This window comes from Streptosporangium nondiastaticum (genome assembly GCF_003011965.1).
GTDB lineage: Bacteria > Actinomycetota > Actinomycetes > Streptomycetales > Streptomycetaceae > Streptomyces > Streptomyces nondiastaticus.
In genome coordinates, this window is sequence record NZ_PXWG01000185.1 from 1 (window position 1) to 11236 (window position 11236).

Annotated in this window: 13 protein-coding genes; 9 read left to right on the forward strand and 4 right to left on the reverse strand. The window is 74.1% G+C overall.

The window, feature by feature from the left end; translation table 11 throughout:
• Positions 1–109 precede the first annotated feature (109 nt).
• From B7P34_RS33020 to B7P34_RS33030, 3 genes are all read left to right on the forward strand, one after another.
• Complete coding sequence (locus B7P34_RS33020; protein ID WP_189383248.1) at positions 110–700, forward strand: CAP domain-containing protein; 591 nt, start codon at positions 110–112, stop codon at positions 698–700.
• Positions 701–785: 85 nt separating this feature from the next.
• Entirely contained in the window at positions 786–2822 is a 2037-nt protein-coding gene (locus tag B7P34_RS33025) for an RICIN domain-containing protein (protein ID WP_223268479.1), read from the forward strand.
• 163 nt (positions 2823–2985) lie between these two features.
• Entirely contained in the window at positions 2986–3639 is a 654-nt protein-coding gene (locus B7P34_RS33030; protein ID WP_106681855.1) for a hypothetical protein, read from the forward strand.
• Between the two features lie 124 nt (positions 3640–3763).
• Here B7P34_RS33030 and B7P34_RS33035 read toward each other — a convergent pair whose 3' ends face one another.
• Positions 3764–4747: an alpha/beta fold hydrolase gene (locus B7P34_RS33035; RefSeq protein WP_106681863.1), complete on the reverse strand. Its 984-nt coding sequence runs from the start codon at positions 4745–4747 to the stop codon at positions 3764–3766.
• Between the two features lie 202 nt (positions 4748–4949).
• Here B7P34_RS33035 and B7P34_RS33040 point away from each other — a divergent pair, with 202 nt between their 5' ends.
• Complete coding sequence (locus B7P34_RS33040; protein WP_106681856.1) at positions 4950–5363, forward strand: hypothetical protein; 414 nt, start codon at positions 4950–4952, stop codon at positions 5361–5363.
• Positions 5364–5499: 136 nt separating this feature from the next.
• On the opposite strand, the gene B7P34_RS33045 is transcribed toward B7P34_RS33040, so the two are convergent.
• Positions 5500–5802 carry a hypothetical protein gene (locus B7P34_RS33045; RefSeq protein WP_030364320.1) on the reverse strand — a complete coding sequence of 101 codons (303 nt, stop codon included), beginning with the start codon at positions 5800–5802 and terminating at the stop codon, positions 5500–5502.
• A gap of 255 nt (positions 5803–6057) precedes the next feature.
• Here B7P34_RS33045 and B7P34_RS33050 point away from each other — a divergent pair, with 255 nt between their 5' ends.
• A complete protein-coding gene (locus B7P34_RS33050; protein WP_106681857.1) occupies positions 6058–6450 on the forward strand; it encodes a YunG family protein in 393 nt (130 codons plus the stop codon).
• Positions 6451–6478: 28 nt separating this feature from the next.
• On the opposite strand, the gene B7P34_RS33055 is transcribed toward B7P34_RS33050, so the two are convergent.
• The gene (locus B7P34_RS33055; protein ID WP_106681858.1) at positions 6479–7060 is read right to left on the reverse strand and encodes a TetR/AcrR family transcriptional regulator; all 582 of its coding nucleotides are present in this window, start codon (positions 7058–7060) and stop codon (positions 6479–6481) included.
• A 69-nt stretch (positions 7061–7129) separates the two neighbouring features.
• Between B7P34_RS33055 and B7P34_RS33060 the strand changes: the two genes are divergently transcribed.
• From B7P34_RS33060 to B7P34_RS33070, 3 genes are all read left to right on the forward strand, one after another.
• Complete coding sequence (locus B7P34_RS33060) at positions 7130–7633, forward strand: SRPBCC family protein (protein ID WP_223268480.1); 504 nt, start codon at positions 7130–7132, stop codon at positions 7631–7633.
• A 260-nt stretch (positions 7634–7893) separates the two neighbouring features.
• Positions 7894–8781, forward strand: coding sequence for an SAM-dependent methyltransferase (locus B7P34_RS33065; RefSeq protein ID WP_106681859.1), 888 nt, complete (start codon positions 7894–7896; stop codon positions 8779–8781).
• A 111-nt stretch (positions 8782–8892) separates the two neighbouring features.
• Positions 8893–9702: a lysophospholipid acyltransferase family protein gene (locus B7P34_RS33070; RefSeq protein ID WP_106681860.1), complete on the forward strand. Its 810-nt coding sequence runs from the start codon at positions 8893–8895 to the stop codon at positions 9700–9702.
• A 72-nt stretch (positions 9703–9774) separates the two neighbouring features.
• On the opposite strand, the gene B7P34_RS33075 is transcribed toward B7P34_RS33070, so the two are convergent.
• Positions 9775–10407, reverse strand: a complete 633-nt coding sequence (locus B7P34_RS33075; protein ID WP_106681861.1) for an AAA family ATPase — start codon at positions 10405–10407, stop codon at positions 9775–9777.
• A 43-nt stretch (positions 10408–10450) separates the two neighbouring features.
• Here B7P34_RS33075 and B7P34_RS33080 point away from each other — a divergent pair, with 43 nt between their 5' ends.
• Complete coding sequence (locus B7P34_RS33080; RefSeq protein WP_106681865.1) at positions 10451–11161, forward strand: hypothetical protein; 711 nt, start codon at positions 10451–10453, stop codon at positions 11159–11161.
• Positions 11162–11236: the final 75 nt, after the last annotated feature.

The window sequence follows — 11236 nt, forward strand, 5'->3', positions numbered from 1 at the left end:
CAGCTGCGCGGCCTGATGGCGGACTGGTTCCACACGCGCGCCGTGCGCGGCCTGGAGGGCTACGTCCGGGCGGCGACGCGCAGCGTGCTCGGCCGTGCCCTGGAGCTCGGTGAGTGCCACCGCCGCCACGCCCGTCGCCCGCTCCGAGAACGATGGGCGCACTCCCGTACGCGAATCCGCCGTGCCCGCGCAGCCGGCTCCGGCAGCCACCCCGTCCGCCGCTCCGGTCACGGACAAGGCACCCGCCCGGACCGGCGCGCCGGCCGAACGGAGCGGCGGGCCCGCCGCGGAGGCATCGCCCCGGCGCACCCCGCCGCCGCCCGCTCCGGGAACGGACCTCGCGCAAGAGGTCGTCCGCATCGTCAACAAAGAGCGCGCCAAGGCCGGCTGCGGCCCCGTCCGCCACAGCGCCGAACTGGTCGCCTTCGCCCAGGGCCGCACCGACGACACGGCGCGGCACACCCCGCTGAACCAGTGGTCCGCGTTCGCCCGCGGCATGTCCGCGCCCGGCCACCACTGGAGCACGTACGGGGTGAACGCCGCCACCGGCCACGGCAGCGCCTCCGCCGTCGTGACCGCGTGGATGAACGACCCCGGGCAGCGCAGGACCGTCCTCAACTGCGCCTACACCGAGATCGGCGTCGGCGTCACCTTCACCTACGACGGCCCGCGCTGGCTGCAGGTCTTCGCCGCGCGCTGAGCCCTCGTCCCCAGAGCCACCACCCTGCCGGGCGGGCCCCGCGCCGCGCCCGGCCGTCCGCAACCCCCCACCGAAGGGAACTCCGTTGCCACGCGAACACAGCCACCGCCGCAGCAGAACCGGTCGCCGCGTCATACTCACGGCGGCCGCTGCCGCCGCGGCCGCCGGCATCACCATCGGCGTCATCACCGTCGGGTCCGCGACCACGGGCGGCGGCAGCCCGCAGCCCGGGGCGGTGAGCGCCCCCGCCTCCGAGCCCGTCCACAAGAAGCCGCCCGCCCCGCTCACCTCGGCCCCCAAGGCCGACAAGCGCCGCGGCCTCGTCTACGAGGGCCTCAAGCCCGCCCCCAAGGGCGACCGCTGCGTCGGCGTCTACAGCGTCTCCCGGGCCGGCCTGTGCACCCACGGCCCGGACGCCCCGCCCAAGGGCGTCGACATCACCAAGGACACCCCGCCCGCGGCCAAGGCCACCACCGGGCCCTCCTCCCTGACCGGAGACGGCGAGCAGGCCCCCTCGGCCGGCGAGGCCCTGCGCGGCGCCCCGGCCGTGATCGACGCCCGCAAGGGCGGCGTGGCGGCCTCGCCCGCCGCCCCCGGCTCGCCCGCCGGCCCGCAGGACGGCTCCGGCTCCAAGGTCGTCTGCGAGGGCGACGGCTCCACCGGCAACCGCGTCCAGGTGCTGTACGTGCACGCCCCCGGCCGCGACCGGTTCGGCCAGTACGCGGCCTCCTTCAAGCAGTGGGCGGCCGAGACCGACGTCATCTACAACGCCAGCGCCCAGGAGACGGGCGGCGAGCGCCACGTCCGCTACGTGACCGAGGGCGACTGCACCGTCTCCGTCCTGGACGTCGAGGTCTCCGCGGGCGACCTGCAGGAGTTCGGGGCGATGAACAACGCCCTGGCCGCCAAGGGCTTCAACCGCCGCGACCGCAAGTACATGGTCTTCGCGGACGCCCAGGTCTACTGCGGCATCGGCACCTTCAATGGCGACGAGCGCCCCGGCCAGGACAACCTCAGCAACTTCGGCCCGTCCTACGGGCGCACGGACTCCGGCTGCTGGGGCGGCAGCACCCCCGCCCACGAGCTCGGCCACAACCTCGGTGCGGTCAACAACAGCGCCCCGCACACCAGCAAGGCCGCGCACTGCGTCGACGAGTGGGACATCATGTGCTACTCGGACGCCCCGTACTACCCCAAGATGCAGACGATCTGCCCCGACCGGGCCAACGACAACCGCCTGGACTGCGGCCACGACGACTACTTCCACACCAACCCCAAGCCGGGCAGCTACCTCGACACCCACTGGAACATCGCGAACAACCGCTTCCTGATGGCCGGCGGCGGCACCACGAACCCCGACCCCGGCCCCACGCCGACCCGCACGCCCGGCCCCGGCCCGACGCGTCAGCCGTCCGCCGGCCCCGACGCCCAGGTCAGCCAGATCACCCCGAACTCCGCCGTCGTCAGCTGGGCGAAGGTCCCCTCGGCCGCCGGCTACGACCTGCTGGTCGACGGGAAGAAGACGGCCGACGTCAAGGACACCGTCGTCCGCCTCACCAACCTCAGCCCCGACACCGCCTACAAGGTCGCCGTCGCCGCGCGCGGCACCGACGGCAAGACGTCCGCGCCCGGCCGCGCCGCGTCCTTCCGCACCCTCTCCACGGACGGCGGCACCTCCCCGACCCGCCCGGGCACCCCGTACCTGATGGTCAACGGCCTCACCGGCCAGGCCGTCGACCTGTGGGGCGGCTCCGCCGCGGACGGCACCGTCGCCATCGCCTACCAGCGCCACGGCTACGCCAACCAGCAGTGGCTCTTCGAGAACGCCGGCGGCGGCGCGCTGCGCGTGAAGTCGGCCCAGAGCGGCAAGTGCCTCGAACTGGGCAGCGGCGGCCAGGCCGTCGCCGGCCAGTACGTCGCCCAGCGGCCGTGCCGCGACACGGCCGCGCAGAAGTGGCGGCTGAACGGCGCCGGCGGCGGGGCGTACGTCCTGCAGCCCGAGGGCTCCTCCCTGGTGCTGGGCATCAGCAAGCGCTGGTACTACGGCGGATGGCTGCTCGAACTCCAGCAGAAGAATGGCCAGGGCTACCAGAACTGGACCCTGGCGAAGGCCGCCTCCTGACGGCTGCCCCCTGACGGCCGCCCCCCGGCGGCCGTCCCCTGATCCGGGCCGGCGACCGCTGTTCACCACCCCTGTTCACCACCCCCCACCGGCGGTCGCCGGCCCTCCCTGCCCCGCTCACGCTCACTCACCGAAGCCCACCCTTCCCCGGAGGAACGCCGCGATGAAGCCACGCCCCGTCACCCTGGTCCCCGCGCTCGGCTGTGCCGCCGCCCTGCTGGTCCTGGGCACGCCCGGGCCGGCCGCCGCGCACGGCGACACCATCCACTTCACCGTCGGCGGCGCGCAGTCGGACGGTCACGTACGGGCCGTAGCGTCCTGGGACAACGACGACGACCCCGTGGACGAGCCGGTGGCCGGCACCCTGACGGCCACCGGCCGGGACGGGCGCACCCTCGGACCGTGGCAGCTCGTGGCCGTCGCGGGCGAGAAGGCGGCCTACACCACCCGCGAAGCGCTGCCGCCGGGCAACTGGAAGGTCGTCGTGCACAGCGGCTTCCCGGACCTCGGCCACGGCGAGGGCACGGTCGACGTGGCGGCACAGGGCGAAGCGGCCAAGGGTGAAGGGGCCAAGGGTGAAGGGGCCCGAGGCGAAGCCAAGAGCGGCCCCGCTCCGGCCGCTACAGAGCCTCCGGCGGCGAAATCAGCTCCGTCCGGCCCCAGCGCCGCCCCGCGGGAAGCGGCGTCCTCATCGTCCTCGTCCCGTACGGGAATCGCCGCCGGCGCCGGCGCGGCGGCCGCCGTGATCGCGGCCGTGGGAGGCGTGCTCCTGTTCCGCGCCTGGCGGTCGAGGAACGGCCGCGCGGCGAACGCCTGAGGCGCGTCCGCGCGCGGACTCCGGCGGCAGGCGGGGGAGATAACCCGATGGAGTGAAGCCCGTGGGTGGGCGGGGCCGGCGGTCACCGTGCGGCCCCGGACGGCCACCGGTGCGGCCCCCGCCGTCACGCCTGCAGAGTGGCGAGGAAGTCCAGCAGTTCGGCGTTGACCTCGTCAGGGCGCTCCTGCTGCGTCCAGTGGCCGCAGCCGGGCAGGGTCACGCTGCGGTGCAGCCGCGGCAGCACCGTGTCCAGCGACGCCACCAGCTGCGCCATCTGGGGGAAGGACCTCACGAGGTCGCGGTCGCCCGCCACGTACAGCGCGGGCACCTCGATGCGGCGGCCGTCGAAGGGCGCGAGGAGCTCCCAATTCCGGTCGATGTTGCGGTACCAGTTGAGGCCGCCGGTGAAGGCGCGGTCGCCGTGCGCGGAGTACTCGCGGACGAACGTGGCGACGTCCTCCTCGGTGAGCCAGCCCGGCAGCTCCTTCGGCTCCGGCATCGTGTCCACGGCCGTGCTGCCGGCCGGGACCACCCACGGGCGCGGCTCCTCGTTCTGCGGGTTGTCGCCCGAGGCGCCCACCAGGAACCGCCGGAACGTCGACGCCGGATCCCGTACCAACTCCGCGTCGGCGACGCCCGGTTCCTGGAAGTACAGCTGGTAGAACCCGTCGCCGAGCAGGGAGCGCAGGGCCGGCAGCGGGGCCTCCGGGCCGCGCGGCACCGGCGGCACGCTCAGACCGGCCACGCCGCGCACGACGTCGGGCCGCAGCAGCGCCGTCGTCCAGGCGACCGGGGCGCCCCAGTCGTGCCCGACGACCACCGCGCTCTCCTCGCCGAGGGCGTGGATCAGGCCGATCACGTCACCGGCGAGGTGGAGCAGGCTGTAGACGCCGACGTCGCCGGGCTGGTCGCTGCGCGCGTAGCCGCGCTGGTCCACGGCCACCACCCGGTAGCCGGCGGCGGCCAGCGGCCCGAACTGGTGACGCCAGGAGTACCAGCACTCGGGAAAGCCGTGCAGGAGCACGACCAGCGGGCCCCGCCCCTGCTCGGCGACGTGCAGTCGCACCCCGTTGACCTCGACGAAGCTGTGCCCGACCGAGCTGTCCATGTCCATGGCGTCCTCCTGGGGCGTCCTGCCGGCGCGGTCACCGGCGTACTCCGTGGCGTACTCCACAGTAATCGGCAACTTCGGCGGGGGGACCCGGGATTCCCGCTTCCGCGGTGCCCTCCGGCGGCGGGGCGTGGCGGAGCATTCGGCTGGGTGCCGCGCTGCTGTTGCGCGAACCTCCGGGGTGGGTCATGGGTAGGACATGAGCGAATACGAGCGTTCCCGGACGATGCCCGATCTCCCCGAGCACGTCTTCGACCAGGCGAGCGTCATCACCTGGTTCAGCAGCTGGCTCCCGGACGAGGTGCACGTCCGGCCCGGGGAACCGCCGGCCGTGGCCGTCCACGAGGACCGCACGGGTCTGGACGCGCCCGCGCTGCTCCACGCGGACCGGGAGCGGATGCGGCTGGAGTGGGGAGCGCTGGAGGGCGGCAGCGGATACACGGGATGGCTCCAGGTGGCCGGCTACGACACCGGGGCGAGCGAGGTCACCGTTCACCTCTCGTTCTCCGACGGGCGGCACGACCCGGGGGAGGAGGCCGCGCTCGGCGCTCTCGACCGGAGCCTCGCGCGGCTGGAGGAGCAGGTGCGGCTCCGGGTCGAGGACGCCGGATAGGGGCGACGCCGGATAGGGGCGATCGCACGCCGCGGGTCGTATCGCCCGCTCCGTGTCGGACCGCCCCTCCGGGCCGATCTGTGCGCGGCCGGCCTATGCGTGGCCGGCCTCCTCGGAGGCCGGCTCTCAGAGCGGCTCACCCCTCGGGGTTGGCCTCCAGGCAGGTCAGCTCGATGTCGTCGATGATGGCCTCGTTCGTCTGGCCCTTCAGGTGCGCGACGTTCTCGATGCCGACCGCCATCCAGCCCGACACGCTCATGACCAGCACCCGCAGCCCGTCCGTGCCGTGCTCGGCGAGCACCCTGTCCGCGACCTTGAGGGCCTCCTCCGGTACCCGCTCCGCCGGTTCGAGGCCGACGATGGTGCGCATCAGCCCGATGGTGGTGTGCGAGATCTCCGGGGCGATCGCCCGCAGCCTCCGGTCCTCTTCCTCGTCCACGTGTCCTCGATTCTGTCCGTGATTCTGTCCGTCAGCGGGTTCCGTCAGCGGGTCACGTGGAAGCACCCTAGGCGTCCGCGCGCCGGGTACGCGCCCTCGCGCCGGTGGGTCATCCCCGTTGTGGGTGAACCGTGGTCAAGAAGCTCCCAACTCGCCTTCGGATGTGGCAGAACGCGCTAGCAAAGCGACCGGAGCGGGGCCGCTTCGGGCGGCTGGCTCCGGTCATTGTCAGTGCCCGGTGCCAGGATGCCCGGCATGACTCCTTTGCTTCTCGCCGACATCGAAAAGGCCCTGCGCAGCAGTTGGGGCGCCGACACGTGCACACCGGAGTGCCGGTCGCAGTGGACCCCGGCCAATCCCGCCCGCGACCAGTGCGGTGTCACCGCGCTTGTCCTCAATGACCTGCTGGGTGGCGAATTGGTCCGGGGCGAGGTCCGCGTCGACGGCGTGCGGACCGACTTCCACTGGTGGAACCGTCTGGGGGAGGGGGTGGAGATCGACCTCACGCGCGAGCAGTTCGGCCCCGAGGAGATCGTCACCGGAGGCACGGTCATACCGCGCCCGCCGGAGATCAAGCGCCTGCGCGAGGAGTACGAACTGCTGCGCGCCCGCGTGCTGGAGAAGCTGGTGGGCTCCGCCGCGGCGTAGCCGGCCGCGGCGCCCCGTCCGCGCGTCCTCAGCCGAGCAGTGCCGCCGTGCACTCCTCGGCGAGGTCCTCCGCGTGGGCGGGCAAGGGCTCACCGGCCCGCAGGCGGCGGCGGACCAGCGAGAGCGGCAGGTCGATCATGGCCACGCTGACGCGTTCGGCCGCCGCGGGCCCCTCGGCCCCCAGGGCCGCGGCCAGGTCCGCGAGAGCGGCCCGGACCCGCTGGTGACCCTCGTCCGCGCGGCGGGCGTGCTCCTCGGACCACTCGGCGCGGGCGAAGTCGCCGGCCCCGTAGAGCAGGAGCGCGGCTTCCTCCGGGTGGGCGCGGCTCCAGGCGACGCTGTGGCGCGCCGCCGCGGCCCCGGCCCGCCGGGGGTCGGGATCCCCTTCCAGGGCGGCGAACCAGCCCTCCTGGAAGCGCTCGACGGTCCGCAGCCACACCTCGGCGAGCAGTGCGGTCCGCCCCGCGAAGCGGTGGTAGACCGAACCGCTCGGCGCCCCCACCTCCTTGGCGACCGCGGACATCGTCACTCCCGCCGGTCCCGATGCGGCGGCGAGCCGCACGGCGGCGTCGAGGAACTGGTCCGTGTCGAAGAGGGAAGGCCGTGCCATGTGATGGAGACTACTCTCCACAATATTAGAGAGGTGTCTCTATAATCGGTCGCAGGAGAACGGAGGGCCATGCCCATGGATGTGTACAACGTGCACGAGCGCCTGCTGCCGGTGAAGGCGAGCGAGGCGGGCGCGCTGATCGACAGTCTTGCGAGCGACGGGGACCTGCTGTGGCCGCGCGGGTCCTGGCATCCGATGACCTTCGACCGCCCTCTGAGCGTGGGGGCGGTCGGAGGCCACGGGCCCGTCCGCTACCGCGTCGCCGCCTACGTCCCCGCCACGTGGGTGCGCTTCACCTTCAGCGGGCCGCGCGGCTTCCACGGCTTCCACGAGTTCGCGGCCCTGCCCGCCTCCGGTGCACCCGCCGGCGGGGACCGCTCGGTCCTGCGGCACACCCTCGCGATGGCCGCCCGCGGCCCCGCCCGCCTCACCTGGCCACTGTTCTGGCGGCCGCTCCACAACGCCTGCCTGGAGGACGGCCTGGACCGCGCCGAACTCGCCTGTACGGGCACGGTGGCACGGCCCGCCCGCTGGAGCCCGTACGTGAGAGCGCTCCGCACCTTCGCCCGCTGATCGTTGACGGCTGACGGCTGACGGCTGACGGCTGACGGCTGACGGCTGACGGCTGACGGCTGACCCGCTGACCGCCGGCGCCGGGCGCCCTCCGCCCCGCCGGCCCCACCGACAGGGCCCCGTTCGCGTCCACGCCGCAGCACAGGGGACTGCGGCGCGGGCGCGAACGCGGCCCGATCATGGCCGGTTCGGCCCTGTGACCCCCGCCGCGCGGCGGGTGAGGCTGATCACGACCGAACCCGTCAGCGAGGGGAGCACTTGTGACCGGCCACAGCACGCCGCGCAGCGGCGAGGAAGCGACCCGCAAGCACGAGGGAACGAGCCGCGCGTACGAGGAAGCCACCCGCGACTACTACGACTCCCGTGACGTCGACGCCTTCTACGACGCGGTCTGGGGCGGCGAGGACATCCACACCGGCATCTACGCCCACCCCGGCGAGGCCGTGGCCGACGCCTCCCGCCGCACCGTCGACCGGGTCGCGGACCGCCTCGCGCACCGGCTCGGCCCGGACCGCACCGTCCTCGACCTCGGATCCGGATACGGCGGCACCGCCCGCCGCCTGGCCGGGCGCTTCGGCTGCCGCGTCGTCGCCCTCAACCTCAGCGCCGCCCAGAACGAGCGGCACCGCGCCGTCAACGCCGCACGCGGGCTGGACGGCCTCATCGACGTCGTCACCGGCTCCTTCCACGACATACCGTGCCCCGACGGCAGCTTCGACGCCGTGTGCTCCCTGGAGGCGTTCTGTCACAGTGGCGACCGGCCCCGGGTGCTGAGCGAGGCCGTCCGCGTCCTCAAGCCCGGAGGGGCCCTGGCCTTCACCGACATCATGGCCGCCGAGGACGTGGCGGCGGAGGCGCTGCGCCCGGCGGTCTCCCGGCTCGGCGTGGACGCCCTCGCGACCGTGCCCTTCTACCGCGACCGGCTCGCGGAACTCGGCCTCACCGGCACCGGCTTCGACGACCACAGCGGCCAGCTGGTCACCCACTACGACCGGCTGACGGCCGAGACGGCGGCGCGCACGGCTGAGCTCGGAGACCGTATCGGCGCCGCCTACCTCGCCCACCTCAACGAGAACCTGCCCGTGTGGGCCGACGCCGCGCGCCGCGGCCTGCTGCGCTGGGGCGTCCTGCACGGCGGCCGCCCGTAATCGTCCGTGACCAACCGGCCACGCTCTGGCTTGATTTGCCTTCTCCCCCTGATCGATACCCGCGAGTAGCGTGCCCCGGCGCGGGGGCCTCTCTGGGAGAAGGGCGTTGGCATGTTCTATAGCGCGTTCAGGGCTGTGGTGCTCGTGCCGCTGCTGCGGTGGCTCTTCCGGCCGCGGGTCGAGGGCCTGGGCCGGGTGCCGCAGCACGGCGCGGCGATCGTGGCGGGCAACCACCAGTCGTTCACCGACCAGTTCCTGATGGGAGTGGTCCTCCGGCGCCGGATCTCCTTCCTCGCCAAGCAGGAGTACTTCACCGGCCGGGGCCTGAAGGGCCGGCTGGCCGCGGCCTTCTTCCGCGGCCTCGGGGCGATACCCGTCGACCGCTCCGGCCGGGCCGCCGGCCAGGCGGCCGTCGACGAGGGCGTGCGCGTGCTCGGCCGCGGCGAGCTCCTCGGCATCTTCCCGGAGGGCACGCGCTCCCACGACGGGCGGATGTACAAGGGCAAGGTCGGCGTCGCGGAGATGGCGATCCGCTCCGGCGCGCCCGTGGTGCCCTGCGCGATGATCGGCACGTTCGAGGCGCAGCCCGCCGGGCGGCGGCTGCCCCGCCTGGTCCCCGTCACGGTGCGCTTCGGCGAGCCCCTGGACTTCTCGCGCTACGCGGGCATGGCCGACAACCGGCACGTCCTGCGGGCCGTCACGGACGAGATCATGTACGCGATCCTCAAGCTCTCCGGGCAGGAGTACGTCGACATGTACGCCGTCGACGCCCGGGCGCAGCTCGCCGCCCACGGCTCCGGCCCGGCCCTCGCGGACGCCGCCGGTGCCGCGCAGCTCGCGCCGGTCCCGGACCGCACGCCCGGCGACCGCCCGGCCGCCGCCCGGCACGCGGCGCCCGGAGAAGGACGCCACGCGGCGTAGGAGACGCAGGGGGCCCGGCCGCCGCGGAGACCGGCGCCGGGCCGCCATCAAGGCCCCGGCCGGACCACGCCCTCAGTCGAAGCGGATGTGCCTGATCCCCGTCCACGCCCGGCGCAGTCCTCCCCGCAGCGCGCCGTCGGTGTTCGGGGCGAGGGTCAGGCCGGCCGCACCGGCGACGGCGTCGGCGACGGCCGGGACTGTGAGCCGGTCGGTCCGCACGTGCGCGGCGAACTCCGGCTCGCGCAGCCGCTCCAGGCACCGGTCGAGCATCGACTCCGCGAAGCTCTCGCCCCGCCCGGGCGCGGCGCGGCCCGCGACCGCCTGCAGGGCGTGCACCACGGAACGTTCGCGCAGGCGCCGCAGCACCGTGGCGCGCGTGGCCATGAGGGTGAAGTGCCGTACGTCGTGGCCGCGTTCGCGCAGCCGCCCCACGGTCTCCCGGAAGACCTCCGGCTCCACGACCGTCATGGGCACGATGACCGGCCCGCCGTGCTCGCGGAGGGCCAGGTCCAGCACCTCGTACACGCCCTGCCGCCAGGCCGGGAAGTCCTGGAAGTCGCCGCGCAGGGCCGGCGGGGCCATCCGGTGCAGGCCGAACCCGACGTGCTCGGGGTCGCAGATGACGCTGCCGGGCAGCCGCCGCCGCAGCTCGTGCGCGGTCTGCGTCTTGCCGCCGCCGAAGGGGCCGTTGATCCACAGGAGCATGGGCCGACCCTACGCCGCGGGCGTTCCCGTAGGCTCCCCGCTCATGAATGACGACGTGCGCAACATCGTGCTGGGCCTGGTCGCCAGCGGGATCAGTGCTGCCGCGGGCTGGTTCGTGAGGACACAGCTGTGGCGGCGCCAACTCCGCCGCAAACGAGCCTTTTTCGGCCTCTCGGCAGGCTCGGAGTGCCTGCTCGTCGTCAACCAGGACCCCACCGCGACCGGCTGGGGCGTCGCACGTCACGACGCCTTCGCGCTGCTGGAGATCTCCGCTCTGATCAAGGAGTGCGGGGCGCACGCGGACATCGTGGTGCACGACGCCGCCCGCCAGGGGATCGGCGTCCGCACCGAGTTCTGCGTCGGCGGGCCCGTGTCGAACCGGCGTACCGAGGCCCACCTGCGCTCGCTGCTGCCCGGGGTCGGTGTGAACACCGCGCACGAGGGCCCCGACGAGGGCGCGTTCACCGTCGGCGGCGAAACGTACCGGATGGACAGGGGGACGGCCGAGTACGCCCTGCTCGCCCGGCTGGCCGGGCCCGGCGGGAGCAGGCCGGTCTTCCTCGTCTCCGGCCAGCGCAGCGTCACCAACCAGGCGGCCATAAGATACCTGGCCCAGCACCACACGCGGCTCGCCCGCCACCACGGGCTCGACGGCACCTTCTGCCTGCTGCTGAAGGTCGTGAACTCGGACGCGTACGGCCCGGACATGGTCGAGCTGGTCGCCGACGTCACGGCGGCCGCCACCGCCCGCTGACCCGCCACCGCTCGCTGACCCGGCAGGGCCCGCCGCCCGCGCGCTCGGCCGCCCGGCCTGCGGCCCGGCCGCCCC

Bases quoted from the DNA above. Each gene is read 5' to 3' on its own strand.
- B7P34_RS33035 (WP_106681863.1), bottom strand. From the start codon at position 4,747: ATGGACAGCTCGGTCGGGCACAGCTTCGTCGAGGTCAACGGGGTGCGA.
- B7P34_RS33050 (WP_106681857.1), top strand. From the start codon at position 6,058: ATGACTCCTTTGCTTCTCGCCGACATCGAAAAGGCCCTGCGCAGCAGT.
- B7P34_RS33060 (WP_223268480.1), top strand. From the start codon at position 7,130: ATGCCCATGGATGTGTACAACGTGCACGAGCGCCTGCTGCCGGTGAAG.
- B7P34_RS33070 (WP_106681860.1), top strand. From the start codon at position 8,893: ATGTTCTATAGCGCGTTCAGGGCTGTGGTGCTCGTGCCGCTGCTGCGG.
- B7P34_RS33030 (WP_106681855.1), top strand. From the start codon at position 2,986: ATGAAGCCACGCCCCGTCACCCTGGTCCCCGCGCTCGGCTGTGCCGCC.
- B7P34_RS33080 (WP_106681865.1), top strand. From the start codon at position 10,451: ATGAATGACGACGTGCGCAACATCGTGCTGGGCCTGGTCGCCAGCGGG.
- B7P34_RS33040 (WP_106681856.1), top strand. From the start codon at position 4,950: ATGAGCGAATACGAGCGTTCCCGGACGATGCCCGATCTCCCCGAGCAC.
- B7P34_RS33055 (WP_106681858.1), bottom strand. From the start codon at position 7,060: ATGGCACGGCCTTCCCTCTTCGACACGGACCAGTTCCTCGACGCCGCC.
- B7P34_RS33075 (WP_106681861.1), bottom strand. From the start codon at position 10,407: ATGCTCCTGTGGATCAACGGCCCCTTCGGCGGCGGCAAGACGCAGACC.